Here is a 17,687-nt window from a genome sequence, read left to right as displayed (position 1 = left end):
ATTTTATATTGATAATAAATTTTAATGTATCCCAAAGTCTTCTTCTGTAAGAATTCCTAGTGGATCTTTGTTTATAAAATTTGTATCATCCCATGGTCCTCTTATAATCTTTTCAATAAAAGAGGTTTTCCCTTGAATTATTTCATGTTCACAACTAATTAATGAAGCTATTTCTTTTGATTGATTTATTACTTCGTCCTCCGACGGATATCCTGTACGAATAAATAGCACCTTTTTATAGCCGTCATACATCCTGTTTAAAACTCTAAAAGCTTTTTTAGATCCAAATTTTTCAAGAATTCGCTTATGATCGGAAAGTATTGATTTTTCTGTGATCATCCAACCACAACTTAGGTAAAAGGTTCCTACCTCTTTTTTAAAATCACATACACATCCTTCACCTGAACTAAGAAATACAGAAATACAATCATGTACTTTGGGTATTGTAAGCTTACAGTTGCTTGATTTTAACCCATTTGCAGCTCCACCACACAAACCAAAAGCTAAAATAATTCTGTCATAATCCACAGATCTATCAATAATATTTTGGAGCTCAGTGCCTAGTTTTTGAGGATAAAGATGGTAATCCATCGATACAAACTCAAAGTCCTCATCAGCTAATGGCTTTATTGATAACATCTCTTCTTTCATAACCTCACAAGCTATTACTTTTATCTTCATTCTATATCTCCTTACAAATCACATAACTAGATTAAAAAATATTTATTAAGCTTTCAATCTTTAAGTTAATTCCTATTACACAAATTCGCCCCGTATAATCTGGCCTAACCTCCCTTACCTCAAATTGTTTTGGTAAATAATCAAACTGGATCCACTTATTCTCATCTACCTGTAGTATTCCTTTCGCTCTCACTATTTTTCCATACAATTTTTCATCTTTCAAATTATTAAATATACGCTTTAGTTCTTCAATGTTGTAAACTTTAGGTGTTTCAATTCCCCAACTGCTAAAGATATCTTCTGCCAATATTTTTCTTGCAATTCGAAATTTTGCTTTCGCTTTTGGAATTTTAATTATATTTACTTCGTTAAATAATTCTTGTCTACCATTCTTTTCTGAAGCCATAATAATATTATTCCCACTTAAAACATCCCAAGGCGTTGTTATAATATTTGCTTTTTTATTCAACTTCTTTATTTTCGAAATTACATTTTGTAATTCCTCATAATTAACACTTTGTGTTCGACTTAGCACTATAGTATTCGCATAGATAATTTGATCCTTGTAAAATTCGCTGAAGAAGTCAATAAAATCTTCATACATTGTGACATCAACAACAGTAGTAACCATATTTATAATTACATTATTCTTGATTTCAAATTTTTTTACAATATCAAGTATTTCTGATAACTTTCCCACACCTGATGGTTCAATAATAATTCTTTTTATTTTATTTGAATCAATAATATCTTGAATTGTGTTATTAAAATCATTAAAAGTTGAACAGCAAATACATCCCTCATTTATTTCCTTAACCTCAATATTATATTTTTTTAAAAAAATCCCGTCTATACCTATTTCGCCAAACTCATTTTCAATAATGACAACTTTTTTATTATATAAATCTTCATCTATTAATTTTTTTATTAATGTTGTCTTTCCTGCACCAAAAAAGCCAGAAAAAATATCAATTTTTATCTTATCTTCCATATCTTCTTGATGCCTCAACCATCGCAGCTGCACTAAGTAAATTACCATTAGGAGGAAATTCACAACCAGTTGAAAGAATGAACCCCGCATCATTTTTCCTAAATAAGTCAATTTGGCTTTTACAATCTTCTAATACCTCATCAGTAGACATGTTAAGTCCAGTAGTTGCTGGATCTGAGTATCCAATAGTAATGACTTTCTTTCCCCATGTTTTTGCATGTTCCTCCCATGTTTTAGAGCCATGTGCAGGATGTGCTACAGATATTGCTATAGGATTAGACCATTTTATTACCTCTTCAAAATACACTCCATCACCACAATTGTGTATTGATACTGCTGCACCTGCCTCCCTTATCGCATCAGCAATACGTTTAAGATACGGGCCTTCAAACTTCTCCCATGTTTTCTTGCTAAGTACTGTTGACGAAGAATATAATGGATCAATGCACACAGAGTGAGCCCCTGCATCTACTTGTGCTTTAGCATATTCTACAAGTACATCAGTTATAATATCAACTGCAGCTAGTACCTCTTGCGGATGACGAATAAGATCCGTAAATAAATTTTTATGTCCTCTCATCTGAGATAATACGCCAAGAGGACCATATATGAAACCAAGAATTGCTACTTCATTCCCTTTTGCCTTAGACAGACCTTTTATAATATCAATAACTTGTTTCATACGTTTTGTCTCGCGAGGATTTATTTTTTTAACCTTGTTATATTCATCAGTTGCATTAATTAATTGATTATTAAAATCAGGGTATGCTGTACTATACTTTGGAAAAAGTAATTCTTGTCCAAAATCAGCAGCTTCAACAGAAAGATCTACAAGCAATAGAAATGCATCCTGTCCTATTAATTCCTGAGCTGCAAGCAAACTTTTAGTTGCTACTTCTGCATCATTAGACCATTTATCATATCTTGTACCTAATACTCTATATGAAGCACCACAAACTAGTGGAACAGCCGCAATTCTGTCTACATCCTTACGTGCAAGCGTTAAAGATACCCGTTCAAGTGAAGTTAGTTCATCTTTTCTTTGTATAAGTGACATATTATTTTCCCCCTATTCTTTTAAAATTAAGACAACTTTAAGTTAAAATGAGTTCTATGCTTGCACTAACCTTTTAGCAAGTTTTACAGCTTCTGCCGCATTTACTGAATATCCATCTGCTCCAATTTTATCTGCATATACTTGAGATATTGGTCCTCCACCTATCATAACCTTAAAATTTTCTCTTATATTTTCTTTATTAAGAATCTCAATTACTTCACTCATACCTTCCATTGTAGTAGTCATAAGCGTAGAGATTACTATTATTTTGGCTTTTTCTTCTTTTGCCTTTTCTACAAAAACAGATGGTGGAACATCTCTTCCTAGATCAATAATATCAAAACCAGCAGTTTCAAGCATAATTTTTACAAGATTTTTACCAATGTCATGAGTGTCACCTTCAACAACACCTATAATTACCTTTTGTTTGTCCTTATTATCTTTAGCTTTTAGATGTGGCTTAAGTACATCTAAACCTGCGTACATAGCATCAGAGCATAACAAAAGTTCTGGAACAAAATACTCCTCTTCATCAAAAAGTTTTCCTGCTTGATCCATACCTTCTGACAATCCATTTACTATAGCCTCATAAGCATCCAAGTTTTCAGAAATGACCTGTTCACAAATTTCTACTGTCTCCTCTTCCTCCATATTTACTACAGTATCAGCTAATTTCTTATACAGTTCCTCTTTGTTGATTGACATTTTTTAACCCCCATTTTATTATTGGCATTTTCCTACTACATTTCCCAATGATTATATTTTTAAAGTCAAAAAAGCAATGCCCCCTATTATAGAGGCGTCGCTTTTAAACTTCGCTGTCCCACTCTAATTGATTATAAATATGAATTAAATCCAAGCACAAAATGCTTTATCGCTTTAACGGGCGAACCCGTAGTCCCCTACTTTAATTTCAGGTCCATACTCCAAAGGGCACTTCATATATATTCAGGTGGAAACTTCTCAGCAGCGCTTCCTCTCTGTACCCGTTCAATATAATACTTTCCTTCTTCATCGCATCTCATAGTATTCATATAGGATTAGTTATAATTTTATTATATGCTATATTAAATTTTTGTCAAGTCATTTTTTCAAGTATTTAAACATTTAACTTTAATCCTATATTTGTATTCTTTAATGTAATTTTGTGGTATATGCTTAAAAACTTACTATTAAATCTTTATTATTATATAAGAAGTTTTAGACGACTTAAAGTTCCAGGATTGTTCCACAATTCGGGTATAATAAAAGAAAGGCCATTATTCTTATGGCCTTTCTTTGTTGTACATTATTACTTATCTATATAAACAATTAACTTGCATACTATAATTCACTTTTTTTAAGTGCTTGTTCTATATCAGCTATTATGTCATCTGGATCTTCTAGCCCGACACTAAATCTTAGATGTCCATTTTGAAATTCCTTTGGATAGAAATGATTTCTTTCATCCGTTGGTCCAGTATAAACTATAAGACTTTCATCATGACCTATAGAAACCGCAGAAATTATGAGTTCTAAAGAATTTACAAACTTATTATGGGTTGTAACATCTGCCTTAAGTCCAAAGGACATTACTCCTGAGAATGCACTCATCTGTTTCTTTGCTATTTCATGTTGTGGATGACTTTTTAGTCCCGGATAAGCCACAAAACTTATTGATGGATGTGCTTCAAGAAATTTAGCTATCTTCAAGGCACTTTCACTATGTTGCCTCATCCTTAGAGATAGTGTCACAGCTCCCCTCATTATTAGCCATGCATTGAATGGACTTATTGCACCTCCTATGTTTACCATAGCCTCACGTTTTATTTTATCTATTAATTCTTTTTTTCCTATTACCGCACCACCCATAGCATCTCCATGTCCATTAATATATTTTGTAAGGCTATGAATAACTAAATCCGCTCCGAGTGCCAATGGCTGCTGCAAATAAGGTGTTCCAAAAGTGCTATCAACACTTAAAAGTACTCCAGCCGCTTTTGCTATTTTCGCTATTTCCTCTATATCACTTACTCTGGTAGTAGGATTTCCAGGTGTTTCTATATGTATAAGCTTTGTATTGGGTCTTATAGCTGCTTTAATTTCCTCTAGATTTGTTGTATCTACAAGACTTACTTCTGTACCATATTTCTCTGGAAAATATTGATTTAGTAGCCTGTAGACAGCTACATAGGAAACATTTGTACATATTATATGTGAATCTGATTTAAGGAAAGTAAAGAATACTCCTGCAAGGGCTGCTACCCCCGTAGCTAAAACCACACAATCTTCTCCGCCTTCAAGAGTAGCTAATTTTTCCTGTAAATATATTTGATTTGCAGATGTAGTTCTAGTATAGATTAATTCATCCGTGCCACTCCAATTAAGCTTAGATGCATCATCTGGCAGCCTGTAGCTGTTTGCCATAGTTAATGGTCTTCTAATCGCTCCTGTTTCTTTGTCAATACCATTGCCAGCATGAACACAATTTGTTATGAATTTTGAATATCTTTTATTAGTCATTACAATTCCTCCTTGGAAATTATGTTTGAAAAATCTCGTACCACATTTCTTATACTCATCTTTATTTCCTTTGATTAAAACATATTTACAATCTAATAAAATTTAGGCTTCACTATTTTGGGTAATAAAAAGCTGCTCTCACATAAGGAGAGCAGCATAATTAACTTTAGTAAACAATATAATGTCCAATAAAATTTGCTAACATCCTTATCTTTCAGATTTTACAATCTGATGGAATTTACACCATTGCATTAAAAAATGCTGGTTGTCGGGTATCATCGGGCCAGTCCCTCTACCTCTCTCGATAAGTCATATTTAGTTTTAAATAATACTTTATATTATATTGTTTTATCAAGTGCCTGTTTTAAATCGTATATAATATCGTCTATACCTTCAACACCAATTGAAAGTCTTATTAAATCTGGAGTAACTCCAGCTGCTTTTTGTTCTTCTTCATTAAGTTCTGCATGTGTTGTGCTAGATGGGTGAATTACAAGTGATTTTGCATCAGCAACATTTGCTAGTAATGAGAATAGTTCTACGCTATTAATAAATTTCTTTCCAGCCTCAAGTCCACCTTTTATTCCAAAAGTGAATATTGATCCTGCCCCCTTAGGTAGATATTTTTTAGATAATTCTTTATATTTACTTCCTTCAAGTTCTGGGTAATTAATCCATGCTACTTTGGGATGCTTACTTAAGAATTCAACTACTTTTTTAGCGTTTGATACATGTCTCTCAACTCTTAAAGACAATGATTCTAGTCCTTGAAGAAATAAGAATGCACTCTGAGGGCTAAGGGTTGCACCAGTGTTACGTAGAAGTTGTACTCTAGCCTTTAAAGCAAATGCAGGAGCACCTAAATCTGCATATACAAGGCCATTATAGCTTTTATCTGGAGTTGTAAAATCTGGGAACTTGCCACTTGCCCTCCAATCAAATTTACCTCCATCAACTATAACTCCACCAATAGTAGTTCCATGACCACCAATGAATTTTGTTGCAGAATGGATAACTATGTCTGCTCCAAACTCAATTGGGCGTGAGAGGAACGGAGTTGCAAATGTACTGTCAATAATAAGTGGTATTTTATTCTCGTGAGCAATATTTGCTACTGCTTCTATGTCTAAAACATTTATTTTGGGATTTCCTATTGTTTCACCATAAAGTGCCTTTGTTTTATTTGTTATTGCTTTTCTAAAGTTTTCAGGATCATCTGGATCAACAAAAATTACGTTAATTCCAAGTTTTCTAAGAGTAACATTAAATAATTCATAAGTACCACCATATAACGTACTTGCTGATACTATTTCATCACCCGCACTAGCTACATTAAGTATTGAATAGAATATTGCAGCAAGTCCTGATGCTGTAGCGAGTCCTGCCACACCACCTTCAAGTTCTGCTACCCTCTTTTCAAAAACGTCTGTAGTTGGATTCATTATTCTTCCGTACACATTTCCAGGTTCTTTTAATTGAAATAAGTTTGCTGCATGATCTGCATTTTTAAAAACAAAAGATGATGTTTGATAAATTGGAACTGCCCTTGATCCTGTAGTAGGATCTGGAACCTGCCCAGCATGTACTTGTAATGTTTCAAAACTAAATTTTCTCTCGCTCATAATAATTTGTCCCCTTTTTATAAGTTATTTTTGATTTTAATATTTTGTATGATAAAAATACCGCTATGATTTAAAACTTTTAAATAAAACAAAATCCCCCTATAGGCTAGCTATAGAAGGATAATTTACCTGTCTATTAGCTTCCCATCTTCAAGGTTTAAACCTACTGGAATTAGCACCTTTAATTTAAATTAGGTTGCCGGGTTTCATAGGGCCAGTCCCTCCACCACTCTTGATAAGAAGTTTTTATTTAGTTGTACTTTTAACATTATTCGCTATGATTATAAATTTTTTATACTTACTATTAAGTGTTGCATGTTATTAATACCAAGTATTCATATATGTTTATTTGTATGTTGTTATTATAATAATACTATTTTAATATAATGTCAAGAATATTATTGATTTTTTTGTAAATAATATGATTAATTAAAGTTGTTTTTCTATAAATTCTATTGTACTATCAATTACCTGTTCTTCCCACTCACGTTTGTCAAAGGTATGATTTGCTCCGTTAATCACTTTAAATAAAGAGGAATCTCCCCAAAAATCGATATACTTTTGCGATGCACTTAATGAAACTACATCGTCTTTGTCTCCATGGATTATAAGAGATTTTTTATCATATTCAGCTGCTTTTTCATATATTTTTATATTTTTAACATTATCCACAAATTTCGTCCCTACAAGTAATCCTTCAACATCAAAATAGCCATTTTGCATAAATTCCTCAAAACCCGCCCCAATATAATGTTTCTCTAAAATTATTTCACCCATATTTCCTGCAGGTGCCCATAAGCACAATGTTTCTATATCACTTTTCCTTTCTCCTGCAAGCATGCTAGCAATCGCACCTCCCATGCTTAACCCTACAATTCCAATTCTGTCATTATCTACAAAATCTAATGTTCTTACATAATTTAAAATGTTATTTGCATCTTTTAACTCGGTATCCATAGTCATATCTATAAAATCTCCATCACTTTCACCACTTCCTGCGAAGTCAAACCTTATACACGCTATTCCAGCCTTTTCAAGTAATCTAGATAACTTTACAAATATGAAGTGTGGACCCATTTTATCACCACAAAACCCGTGAAATATTATAACTATCGGTACCTTATTATTTATATTTTCAGGAATATGAAGCATGCCCCTAAGCCTTAAATTCTCACTATCAATTTCAACTACCTTCTGCATTCAAGTATGCCCCCTTTTATTGTTATATTTTTATGTATTTAAACTCTATTTATACCACTAATGAACTTTCAACACAGGACCATGAGCGTTTTGAATATATAGTCTTTATACCAAGCCTTTTCGACTCTTTTTTTATATGATTACTTACTCCATGGCTAACAAAATCGGTTAAAACTAAAATTAAATCAATGTCTTTAGGAATTTCGATACATTTATGTTTGTTCTTACGACCACTTATGTGTTTAGATACACAATATCCATATTTACAAAGATTGCAATTTATTACTTCAATATTATCCCCACCTACAATTAACATACTCATAGCCCTCGCCATTCAAGAATCCTCTAACCCCCTATTCTCAAATAGTTTTCACCGCCTTCCTCTTACTGTTATATTTTTTGAACTTTCAAACTATTCAATACCTACTATTCCTAGTATATTACTATGTTTCAACCGGAATTGCAACATATTTATAAAAAAATAAACTATTGACATATTTTTATTTAGGAACTAATATATTAACTATTACATATCATATTAAACATACCGCAATACTAGGATTGTGAAATAATTAATATAAGGGGGACAAAATGAAAAATTCAAAAGTTTTCAAATTTTCAATCGCATTATTACTAGGTATCTCAATTATTGGGACATTTTCAGGCTGCTCATCAAAAGAAACAAAAGGTGAGGCTGTTAATGTTAGAGTTGGATATTTTCCAAACATAACCCATGCACAAGCGCTTGTAGGCCGCGATCAAGGTACTTTTCAAAAGGCTATAGGAGCAGCGAACAAAATAGATTGGAAACTATTTAATGCAGGACCCGCAGAAGTAGAGGCACTTTTTGCAGGAGCTATAGATATTGGATATATAGGACCCGGACCAGCTATAAATGCTTTTGTAAAATCTAAAGGTGATGTTCAAATTATTGCAGGCGCAACTGATGCAGGAGCAATATTTGTCTCTAGAAAAGGCATAATTATTAAGAATTTAAAAGATTTAAGTGGCAAGAAAATCGCAGTTCCTCAGTTTGGAAACACTCAAGATTTAACTCTTAGGAAAATATTATCTGACAATGGACTTAAAGATAAAACAAAAGGTGGAACCGTAGAAGTAAGGCAGGCAGAGAACGCAGATATTTTAGCCTTACTACAAAAGGGAGATATAGATGCAGCTTTAGTACCTGAACCTTGGGGATCAAGGCTAATTAAAGAGGCAAGTGCAAATATTATTTTAGATTATAAAGATGTATTTAGAGAAGGAAAATATACTACTGCTGTAGTAGTTGTTAGAACTGAATTTTTAAAGGATCATCCACAAATTGTTGAAGCTTTTATAAAAAATCACGTAGAGACAACTGAATATATTAATAAAAATCCAGATAAAGCTAAGGAAATAGTAAATAAACAAATCACTGAATTAACTAAAAAATCAATATCTAATGATGTTTTAGATGCTGCTTTTAAGCGATTAACAATTACAAATGATCCTGAAAAAGACTCAGTACTTGATTTTGTTAAATCATCAGTTAAAGAAGGTTTCTTAAAATCCGAACCCGATACTAAGGATTTATTTAATATTACTGTTTTAAATAAAGTTTTAAAAGAAAAGGGTCTAGCTCAAATAAAATAATACAGCTAATACACACATATTAAATTAAAGGCATACCTTCTCAAAAAAAGTATGCCTTTAATTTATTCTAAATTTCTGTATCTATTCATTAACAACGATTACTTTATTAACTAATTTGCCTATATTCTCAATATAACATTCTACGATATCTTCATTTTTCAAAACCTTAGGTGGATCAAATCCTAGACCAACACCACTTGGAGTGCCTGTACTAATTATATCACCTGGTTTTAAAGTAAGCCCTTTTGACAAATCACTAATGATATATGGTATATCAAAAATTAAATTTCTTGTATTGGAATTTTGCCTTAATTCTCCATTAACGCTACATATTATATTTAGCTCTGTAGGAAATTTAATTTCGCTTTTATGGACTAGACATGGTCCCATAGGGCAAAATGTGTCTAAACTTTTCCCTTTAAACCATTGAATGTGCTTTCCTTGCAAATCTCTAGCTGAAACATCATTAACTATAGTGTAGCCAAAAATGTGTTCTTCTACATTCTCTGGTTTAATATCAGTTCCTTCTTTTCCAATTACTACCGCGAGCTCTACTTCATAATCTACCTGAGCTGTAACTTTTGAAGAAAATTTAATAAAATCACCACTTCCAATTGCAGGTGATGCTACTTTAGTAAAATATATAGGGTATTCTGGAATACCAGTACCTGATATTTTAGTTTTTTTAATTTCTTTTACATGATCTACATAATTTTTGCCAAGGCAAAATATATTTCTTTTGGGGTTTGGTATTGGAGCAAGTAATTGAATTGAATTTAATGATACATAATTAAAATTATTACTACTAATAGCATTTTTAATTTTTTCCACTGTGTTTTCTTCAAAACTTTCTATTAGTTCAGTCATAGAACTAACACTAGCTTTACCTAATGCATTGTATATTTCATTGATATATATAACCTTTTGTCCAATAATAATTCCTACGCTTTCCTTACTTTTGTTAATATACGTAACAAATTTCATAATTAAAAGACCCCTTTATACTTTTTAAAATTTCAACTCAGTTTTAATAAAATTATATCAATAAACAGCAAAAAAGTCTTTTTTTTATAAAAAAAGACCAACTTAATGTAATTAAGCTGATCTATTAATATTAAATTATTTATTATACCGTAGGGCATCTCGACCTTCAGCACCATTGCTGATTCTTATAATATTTTTAACATCATAAACAAATATTTTTCCATCACCCATTTTCCCTGTATGAAGTACCTTCTTTGCTGTTTCTACAACTAATTCTACAGGAATATCACAAACTATTACTTCTACTTTTATTTTAGGTAGAAGATTAATATCTAAGGCAAGACCACGATAAAATTCTTTATGGCCCTTTTGCATGCCACATCCTAAAACGTTAGATACAGTCATTCCACTAACACCAATTTCATTTAAAGCGTCCTTCAACTCATCAAATTTACTCGATGATGTAATAATATCTATCTTTGAAAATTTTTCTTCCATACCCGTACCCCCTTTTATTTTAACTTATTTCATTAAATATCTATTCCACCATAAGCCTCTTCACCATGTAGTGAAACATCTAGTCCTTCCATTTCTTCTTCACTTGTTACTCTTAAACTCATAAATATACTTATAACTTTTAATATTATAAATGTCATTATTGCTGAGTATGCAATAATTGCTACAATTGCAATCAGTTGAATTCCTACTAATTTAATATTACCATATATTAATCCATTTGCGCCAGCAGAATTTATAGCTTTTGAAGCAAAAATACCAGTAGCTAGTCCTCCCCAAATGCCTCCAATTCCATGACACCCAAAAGCATCTAAGGAATCATCATAACCGAATCTTTGTTTAAATACCGTTACGCTAAAGAAACATAACATGCCTCCAACTCCTCCTATTAATAACGATGCCATAGGACTTACAAAACCAGCACCTGGTGTTATTGCAACAAGTCCTGCAACCATACCACTTGCAATACCCAGTGACGTAACCTTTTTTCTAGCTACTACCTCACATATACTCCAAGATATAATACCTGCAGCAGCAGATGTATTAGTTGTAATAAATGCATTTAATGCTACACCATTTATTGCTAGTGCGCTCCCAGCATTAAATCCAAACCATCCAAACCACAAAATTCCAGCGCCTAACATTGTCATAGGAATATTATGAGGAGTAATTGTTTTTAACTTTTTTCTCTTTCCTATTACGAGTGCTGCAACGAGTGCTGAAATACCCGAACTTATTTCAACAACATATCCCCCTGCAAAATCTAATACTCCTAGATTTTTAAGCCATCCACCAGCACCCCATACCCAGTGTGCAATTGGATCGTAAACTATTATTGACCATAGTAAAATGAATACTGTAAAAGCGAAAAATTTCATTCTCTCAGCAATTGCTCCTGAAATTATAGCGGGAGTAATTATTGCAAACATAAGCTGAAATAACATAAATACTGATTGTGGAATGGTAGTCGCATAATTATTATTTGGAAGAAATCCCACTCCTTGCAATCCAATAAATTGAAAATTACCAATAAGTCCAGCAAAATCTTTTCCGAAACATAACGTATACCCTATTAAAATCCATTGAATTGATATAATAGCCATTGCCGCATAACTGTGTACTGTAATACTAAGTACATTTTTTCTTCTTACCATTCCCCCATAAAATAAAGCGAGTCCTGGAGTCATTAACATTACTAATAAAGTTGAAAAAATTACAAATGACATATCTGCAGCATTTATTGCCTTCATAGAAATTCCTCCTAATTAAATATTATTCCTAAATGCAAAAAAAAATTTCATTGCAGTTGCAATGAATTTTTGCTTGCCAATAAGCGTCATTTTACTTAATTTTGTGACAAAAGTCAAGCTTTTTTGTTTTATTAATCAAATTACAATTTAGTGATACTATTTATTTTTTTAATATATTCTTCATAGCTATTATTTTATGTAGAGCCTTATTATCAAAAAAGTATAACAACTAAAAAGCAGACCAACTTAATGCAATTAAGTTGGTCTGCTTTTCTTTAATTCTAAGTGCAATTATTTGTTATACCGAAGAGCATCTCGTCCTTCAGACCCATTGCTGATTCTTATAATGTTTTTCACATCATAAACAAATATCTTTCCATCACCCATTTTACCTGTGTGTAGTACTTTTTTTGCTGTTTCCACAACCAAGTCCACTGGAATATCACACACTATTATTTCTACCTTTAATTTAGGTAAAAGATTAATATCTAAAGCGAGTCCTCGATAAAATTCTTTGTGACCCTTTTGAATTCCACATCCTAAAACATTTGACACAGTCATGCCGCTGATGCCAATTGCGTTTAAGGCTTCCTTCAATTCCTCAAATTTGCTTGAAGATGTAATAATATCTATCTTTGAAAATTTTTCTTCCACTATCATAACCCCCTTTTATTTTATAAAGCTATTATAAATACACTTATAAACATTTCCATCTATTTTTTAGTATGAATCATTCTTTCCTTTATAGAACTTGATATTTCAATATTATCAGGATTTAATGCGAAATCTGGGTACGCAAGCATTCCCATCTCTGGAACATCTAAACCATCTATTTCTACCTGTGCAGATACTCTAAGCCCCATTGTTTTATCAAGCACCTTATAAAACAAATAAGATAATCCAAATCCCCAAACAATCAATACTGCAACACATATAAGTTGAGCCTCTAATTGTTTGAATCCACCACCGTAAAATAAGCCAATAACTCCACCTTTAATTCCATTTAAACCATCGCCGTAGGTCCCATCTGCAAACAACCCTACAGCGATTACTCCAAATACCCCATTAACACAATGAACAGATATTGCACCAACAGGATCATCAATTTTGAATTTATCTTCAAATACTCTTACTGATATACATACAAGTATTCCAGAAATAATCCCAATTATAAAAGATGATATTCCATTTACAAATGCACAGGGAGCTGTTATTGCAACAAGTCCTGCTAAAGCTCCATTACACATCATTGACGGATCAGGTTTCCCATATCTTAACCACATATACATCATTGCTGTAAATCCACCTACAGCTCCTGCAATCATTGTGTTAGTTGCAACTATTGCTAGTCTTAAATCAGTAGCATTAGTTGTACTCCCCGCATTAAATGCAAACCAACAGAAAAACAAGATTATAGTTCCGACTATTGCCATTGGTATATCATGTCCAGGAAATGCGACTGCTGTTCCATCTTTTCTAAATTTACCAATTCTAGGTCCTATAACAATTGCACCTGCAAGTGCCATCATACCTCCCATTGAATGTACTACTGCCGATCCAGCAAAATCCACTGCACCATGTCCAAGTCCTAGCTTTACACCCATTTGAGAAAGCCAACCGCCACCCCACATCCAATTACCAAATAGAGGATAAAATATCATTGATACGAAGAAAGAATTTATTACAACTACTGAATATTTAACTCTTTCCGCCATTGACCCAGTTGGTATTGTACAAGTTGTATCCATAAATACCATTTGGAAGAAGAATAATGCATACACCCCTACATCATAAGTTCCTCCACTTGCAAGTGCCAATCCTTTTGTACCAAATATACCCCACCCGGCTATAGATACTTCATGATTTAGTGTTGCTACTCCAGATCCAAGTGAGGCCCAACCTCCGACCCCTCCAAATTGAATTGCAAATCCAACTAAGAAATATCCTATTGCACCAACTATAAATACCATAAAATTCATTGCCATTGTATGCAAGGCATTTTTAGATCTACAGAAACCTGTTTCTACCATTGCAAATCCACACTGGAAGAAGAATATTAACATTCCCGTCATTAGAACCCATACATAATTAACACCCAATGTATTTTTTGCAATTTGTGTTGTTATTTCACTAGATGTTGGTTTACCAGCAATCTGTGCTGTTATCTGATTAACCGTAGCCGCTTTTACACCTGTTGGATCTCCGCTTGCCCCTTCTGCAAATACAACAACTGAAAAAATGCTTATAAATAATACCGTTAACAAAGTGATTATAGAAATTTTCGTCATCTTTTTCATTTAATATCCCCCCTATCTTCATTCTTGTTTATCATTTTTTTATTCGTTTAAAATTTGACCAAGAAAAAGTGGTTCCCTTCTCATTAATTTCAGTCTTTAGTTTTAAAATCATTTTATAATAGCGTGATGAAAAATATAAAACTGTTAGTCCAACAATTGCACCTGGGATATTAGTATTAATAATTTTGAAAGTTATCTTAAAATAAATACTGTATGCAATAAACAGGACTCCTGAAAGTAATATTAAAGTATTTAAAACCATTAATGTAATAATAGAATATTTTTTTTTCATACAATTCCTCCCCTAGATTCTTGTTATTATTAATTAGTTTTATATAACCTCCTCTTTGTTTTTACTTCTTTAGTAAGTTATGATTATTATTACCATTTATATAGCAAATAATATAATATTTATAATATCACCATTTTCAGTTAATTGCAATATATCTTTTAATATTAATCATTTTTTTATTTTATTCTGTATTAGTTTGAATTAAACGTATTAAATATAGGCTTTTTTCAAATAAGTATATTCAAAATGATTTTAAGCTAGTATAAATTCATCAAATATTTTTTTGAAATTTTTATTACCTATAACAACAAGTATCCATTATGACAACAATATGCCTTTGCTTAAAAACAAAAGTGCTTTCTACGATTTAATTAAATCGTAGAAAGCACTTTTGTTTTTTATATAATTAAATCGATATATTACTTTTTAATATTATCATTTGTTATATCGTAGAGCATCTCGCCCTTCAGCACCATTACTTATTCTTATAATGTTTTTCACATCATAAACAAATATTTTTCCATCCCCCATTTTCCCCGTGTGTAGTACCTTTTGTGCTGTTTCCACAACCAATTCTACTGGAATATCGCACACTATTATTTCTACCTTCAATTTCGGTAAAAGATTAATATCTAAAGCGAGTCCTCGATAAAATTCTTTGTGGCCCTTTTGAATTCCACATCCTAAAACGTTAGATACAGTCATACCACTTACACCAATCGCATTTAGAGCTTCTTTTAATTCTTCAAATTTACTTGAAGATGTAATAATATCTATTTTTGAAAATTTTTCTTCCATAATAGTACCCCCTTTTTTATTAAATATCTATACCACCATAAGCTTCCTCACCATGTTGAGAAATATCTAATCCATCGCTTTCTTCATCTGCTGTTACTCTTAAGCTCATAAATTTACCAAGTACCTTCAATATAATAAAGGTCATTATTGCTGAGTATGCAATTGTTGCTACAATTGCTATTAGTTGAATTCCTAGCAATTTAATATTGCCATGAATTAAACCATTTGCACCAGCAGAATTTATAGCCTTTGAAGCAAAAATGCCAGTAGCTATGCCTCCCCAAATCCCTCCAATCCCATGACAACCAAAAGCATCTAATGCATCATCATATCCAAATTTTTGTTTAACTACAGTTACGCTAAAGTAACATATTATGCCGCCTATTCCACCTATCAATATGGAAGACATCGGACTTACAAAACCTGCACCAGGTGTTATAGCAACTAATCCTACAACTATACCACTTGCAAGCCCAAGCGATGTAACTTTCTTTCTAATAATTAACTCACATGTACACCAAGCTAGTGCAGATGCCGCAGCAGATGTATTAGTTGTAATAAATGCATTAAGTGCTACACCATTTACAGCGAGTGCACTTCCTGCATTAAATCCAAACCATCCAAACCACAAAATCCCTGCTCCAAGAAGTGTCATCGGAAGATTGTGTGGAGTAATTGATTTTAATTTTTTTCTCTTTCCTATTACAAGTGCTACAACAAGTGCAGATATACCTGAACTTATATGAACTACATTTCCACCTGCAAAATCTAGTGCTCCCAAATTTCTAAGCCATCCACCTGCACCCCATACCCAATGTGCAATTGGATCATAAACTAATGTTGTCCATACTAAAATGAACACTGCAAATGCAAGAAATTTCATTCTCTCAGCAATTGCTCCTGAAATTAAAGCAGGTGTAATTATTGCAAACATTAACTGAAATAACATAAATACTGATTGTGGTATCGTAGTTGCATAGTCTGCATTTGGAAGAAAGCCTACACCATGCAATCCAAGAAACTGAAAATTACCAACAAAACCAGCAAAATCTTTTCCAAAACATAAAGTATAACCAATTAAAACCCATTGAAGCGATACAATTACCATTGCTGTATAACTGTGTACTGTAGTACTAAGTACATTTTTTCTTCTCACCATTCCACCATAAAATAAAGCAAGTCCAGGTGTCATTAACATTACTAATACCGTTGCAAAAATCATAAATGACGTATCTGTCGTATTTATTGCGTTCATAAAAATTCCCCCTAATTAAATATTATTATTCCTAGCTTTTAAAAATTCGTATTGTAGTCACAATGAATTTTTGCTTACCATTAGAAATCATTTTACTAACTTTTGAAACATAAGTCAAGTATTTTAATATTCTGTTAATTCTATTTCTTTAACGAATAACCTGCCAATTCTAGGTGCATTAACGCAAAAGCAACATATAAATTCGAATGTAATCATTAACATTTATATATTTAATTTAATTTTAAAAACTAAATTATTGCATGTTATCATTAAATTTAATTCATTTTATATATAATCCCTTTTGTAATACTCATATATTCCACTTGTACATAAACTTCAATATGGATTTATGGTTTATTTAACATATAAAACCCAAGTTTTCAAATAAAATATAACAACATTGTTAGTTATGTTAGATTAATAGGTTTCAGTTTATTTGCAAAATTTATTTAATAAAAATCACTCTCGACTAATTTGTTATGGTGTAGCATATCACCACAAGTTCTTACCACTGATCATTGTTATCAAAACTGGCTTTTAAAAAGTTGAAAAATCGTTCTATAAATGGTAGAATATATAATAGATAAATGCAATTTTTATAAAATTG

17 protein-coding genes, 2 riboswitches and 1 other annotated feature are annotated in these 17,687 nt (G+C 32.1%); of the genes, 1 reads left to right on the top strand and 16 read right to left on the bottom strand.

The features are described 5' to 3' along the window. Positions 1-21: 21 nt before the first annotated feature. The 8 genes from KPL44_RS14695 to KPL44_RS14660 form a co-directional block, all read right to left on the bottom strand. Positions 22-681 (bottom strand): DUF1638 domain-containing protein, encoded by a 660-nt coding sequence (locus tag KPL44_RS14695; RefSeq protein ID WP_216251752.1) that lies wholly within the window; start codon positions 679-681, stop codon positions 22-24. Between the two features lie 31 nt (positions 682-712). Further along, positions 713-1,672 (bottom strand): CobW family GTP-binding protein, encoded by a 960-nt coding sequence (locus KPL44_RS14690; RefSeq protein WP_216251750.1) that lies wholly within the window; start codon positions 1,670-1,672, stop codon positions 713-715. Further along, positions 1,662-2,729, bottom strand: coding sequence for a uroporphyrinogen decarboxylase family protein (locus KPL44_RS14685; protein ID WP_216251748.1), 1,068 nt, complete (start codon positions 2,727-2,729; stop codon positions 1,662-1,664). Before KPL44_RS14685 ends, KPL44_RS14690 begins: the two co-directional genes overlap by 11 nt. Before the next feature lie 54 nt (positions 2,730-2,783). Then, positions 2,784-3,434, bottom strand: coding sequence for a corrinoid protein (locus KPL44_RS14680; RefSeq protein ID WP_216251746.1), 651 nt, complete (start codon positions 3,432-3,434; stop codon positions 2,784-2,786). Positions 3,435-3,521: 87 nt separating this feature from the next. Beyond that, positions 3,522-3,753, bottom strand: a binding site (T-box leader). A gap of 299 nt (positions 3,754-4,052) precedes the next feature. Continuing rightward, complete coding sequence (locus KPL44_RS14675; RefSeq protein ID WP_216251743.1) at positions 4,053-5,231, bottom strand: trans-sulfuration enzyme family protein; 1,179 nt, start codon at positions 5,229-5,231, stop codon at positions 4,053-4,055. Positions 5,232-5,435: 204 nt separating this feature from the next. After that, a riboswitch (SAM riboswitch) is annotated at positions 5,436-5,542 on the bottom strand. Positions 5,543-5,569: 27 nt separating this feature from the next. Further along, complete coding sequence (locus KPL44_RS14670; RefSeq protein WP_216251879.1) at positions 5,570-6,856, bottom strand: homocysteine synthase; 1,287 nt, start codon at positions 6,854-6,856, stop codon at positions 5,570-5,572. A 138-nt stretch (positions 6,857-6,994) separates the two neighbouring features. Further along, positions 6,995-7,095, bottom strand: a riboswitch (SAM riboswitch). 187 nt (positions 7,096-7,282) lie between these two features. Beyond that, positions 7,283-8,053, bottom strand: a complete 771-nt coding sequence (locus KPL44_RS14665) for an alpha/beta hydrolase (protein WP_216251741.1) — start codon at positions 8,051-8,053, stop codon at positions 7,283-7,285. 49 nt (positions 8,054-8,102) lie between these two features. Continuing rightward, entirely contained in the window at positions 8,103-8,387 is a 285-nt protein-coding gene (locus KPL44_RS14660) for a DUF2325 domain-containing protein (protein WP_253201784.1), read from the bottom strand. 257 nt (positions 8,388-8,644) lie between these two features. On the opposite strand from KPL44_RS14660, the gene KPL44_RS14655 reads away from it, so the two are divergent. Next, positions 8,645-9,688: an aliphatic sulfonate ABC transporter substrate-binding protein gene (locus KPL44_RS14655; RefSeq protein WP_216251739.1), complete on the top strand. Its 1,044-nt coding sequence runs from the start codon at positions 8,645-8,647 to the stop codon at positions 9,686-9,688. 81 nt (positions 9,689-9,769) lie between these two features. Here KPL44_RS14655 and KPL44_RS14650 read toward each other — a convergent pair whose 3' ends face one another. The 8 genes from KPL44_RS14650 to KPL44_RS14615 all read right to left on the bottom strand — a co-directional run bounded on the left by KPL44_RS14650 (position 9,770) and on the right by KPL44_RS14615 (position 17,080). Next, complete coding sequence (locus tag KPL44_RS14650; protein WP_216251731.1) at positions 9,770-10,672, bottom strand: fumarylacetoacetate hydrolase family protein; 903 nt, start codon at positions 10,670-10,672, stop codon at positions 9,770-9,772. A gap of 135 nt (positions 10,673-10,807) precedes the next feature. Beyond that, positions 10,808-11,170, bottom strand: coding sequence for a P-II family nitrogen regulator (locus tag KPL44_RS14645; protein ID WP_216107217.1), 363 nt, complete (start codon positions 11,168-11,170; stop codon positions 10,808-10,810). Between the two features lie 32 nt (positions 11,171-11,202). Beyond that, the gene (locus KPL44_RS14640; protein ID WP_216251728.1) at positions 11,203-12,438 is read right to left on the bottom strand and encodes an ammonium transporter; all 1,236 of its coding nucleotides are present in this window, start codon (positions 12,436-12,438) and stop codon (positions 11,203-11,205) included. A 291-nt stretch (positions 12,439-12,729) separates the two neighbouring features. After that, positions 12,730-13,098, bottom strand: a complete 369-nt coding sequence (locus KPL44_RS14635; protein WP_253201783.1) for a P-II family nitrogen regulator — start codon at positions 13,096-13,098, stop codon at positions 12,730-12,732. Between the two features lie 53 nt (positions 13,099-13,151). Then, positions 13,152-14,735 (bottom strand): ammonium transporter, encoded by a 1,584-nt coding sequence (locus KPL44_RS14630; RefSeq protein ID WP_216251721.1) that lies wholly within the window; start codon positions 14,733-14,735, stop codon positions 13,152-13,154. A gap of 31 nt (positions 14,736-14,766) precedes the next feature. Next, positions 14,767-15,027, bottom strand: coding sequence for a hypothetical protein (locus KPL44_RS14625; RefSeq protein ID WP_216251718.1), 261 nt, complete (start codon positions 15,025-15,027; stop codon positions 14,767-14,769). Between the two features lie 435 nt (positions 15,028-15,462). Next, the gene (locus tag KPL44_RS14620; RefSeq protein WP_216251717.1) at positions 15,463-15,825 is read right to left on the bottom strand and encodes a P-II family nitrogen regulator; all 363 of its coding nucleotides are present in this window, start codon (positions 15,823-15,825) and stop codon (positions 15,463-15,465) included. Between the two features lie 19 nt (positions 15,826-15,844). Next, positions 15,845-17,080, bottom strand: a complete 1,236-nt coding sequence (locus tag KPL44_RS14615) for an ammonium transporter (protein WP_253201782.1) — start codon at positions 17,078-17,080, stop codon at positions 15,845-15,847. Between the last annotated feature and the right edge of the window lie 607 nt (positions 17,081-17,687).

Origin of the sequence: Clostridium sp. DSM 17811 (assembly GCF_018861905.1) — a bacterium.
Taxonomy (GTDB): domain Bacteria; phylum Bacillota; class Clostridia; order Clostridiales; family Clostridiaceae; genus Clostridium_AD; species Clostridium_AD frigoriphilum.
This window is presented reverse-complemented; position numbering and strand designations above follow the sequence as displayed.

Bases quoted from the DNA above. Each gene is read 5' to 3' on its own strand.
- KPL44_RS14640 (WP_216251728.1), bottom strand. From the start codon at position 12,438: ATGAAGGCAATAAATGCTGCAGATATGTCATTTGTAATTTTTTCAACT.
- KPL44_RS14630 (WP_216251721.1), bottom strand. From the start codon at position 14,735: ATGAAAAAGATGACGAAAATTTCTATAATCACTTTGTTAACGGTATTA.
- KPL44_RS14625 (WP_216251718.1), bottom strand. From the start codon at position 15,027: ATGAAAAAAAAATATTCTATTATTACATTAATGGTTTTAAATACTTTA.
- KPL44_RS14615 (WP_253201782.1), bottom strand. From the start codon at position 17,080: ATGAACGCAATAAATACGACAGATACGTCATTTATGATTTTTGCAACG.
- KPL44_RS14655 (WP_216251739.1), top strand. From the start codon at position 8,645: ATGAAAAATTCAAAAGTTTTCAAATTTTCAATCGCATTATTACTAGGT.
- KPL44_RS14620 (WP_216251717.1), bottom strand. From the start codon at position 15,825: ATGGAAGAAAAATTTTCAAAAATAGATATTATTACATCTTCAAGTAAA.
- KPL44_RS14695 (WP_216251752.1), bottom strand. From the start codon at position 681: ATGAAGATAAAAGTAATAGCTTGTGAGGTTATGAAAGAAGAGATGTTA.
- KPL44_RS14645 (WP_216107217.1), bottom strand. From the start codon at position 11,170: ATGGAAGAAAAATTTTCAAAGATAGATATTATTACATCATCGAGTAAA.
- KPL44_RS14650 (WP_216251731.1), bottom strand. From the start codon at position 10,672: ATGAAATTTGTTACGTATATTAACAAAAGTAAGGAAAGCGTAGGAATT.
- KPL44_RS14635 (WP_253201783.1), bottom strand. From the start codon at position 13,098: ATGATAGTGGAAGAAAAATTTTCAAAGATAGATATTATTACATCTTCA.
- KPL44_RS14685 (WP_216251748.1), bottom strand. From the start codon at position 2,729: ATGTCACTTATACAAAGAAAAGATGAACTAACTTCACTTGAACGGGTA.
- KPL44_RS14690 (WP_216251750.1), bottom strand. From the start codon at position 1,672: ATGGAAGATAAGATAAAAATTGATATTTTTTCTGGCTTTTTTGGTGCA.
- KPL44_RS14660 (WP_253201784.1), bottom strand. From the start codon at position 8,387: ATGGCGAGGGCTATGAGTATGTTAATTGTAGGTGGGGATAATATTGAA.
- KPL44_RS14675 (WP_216251743.1), bottom strand. From the start codon at position 5,231: ATGACTAATAAAAGATATTCAAAATTCATAACAAATTGTGTTCATGCT.
- KPL44_RS14680 (WP_216251746.1), bottom strand. From the start codon at position 3,434: ATGTCAATCAACAAAGAGGAACTGTATAAGAAATTAGCTGATACTGTA.
- KPL44_RS14665 (WP_216251741.1), bottom strand. From the start codon at position 8,053: ATGCAGAAGGTAGTTGAAATTGATAGTGAGAATTTAAGGCTTAGGGGC.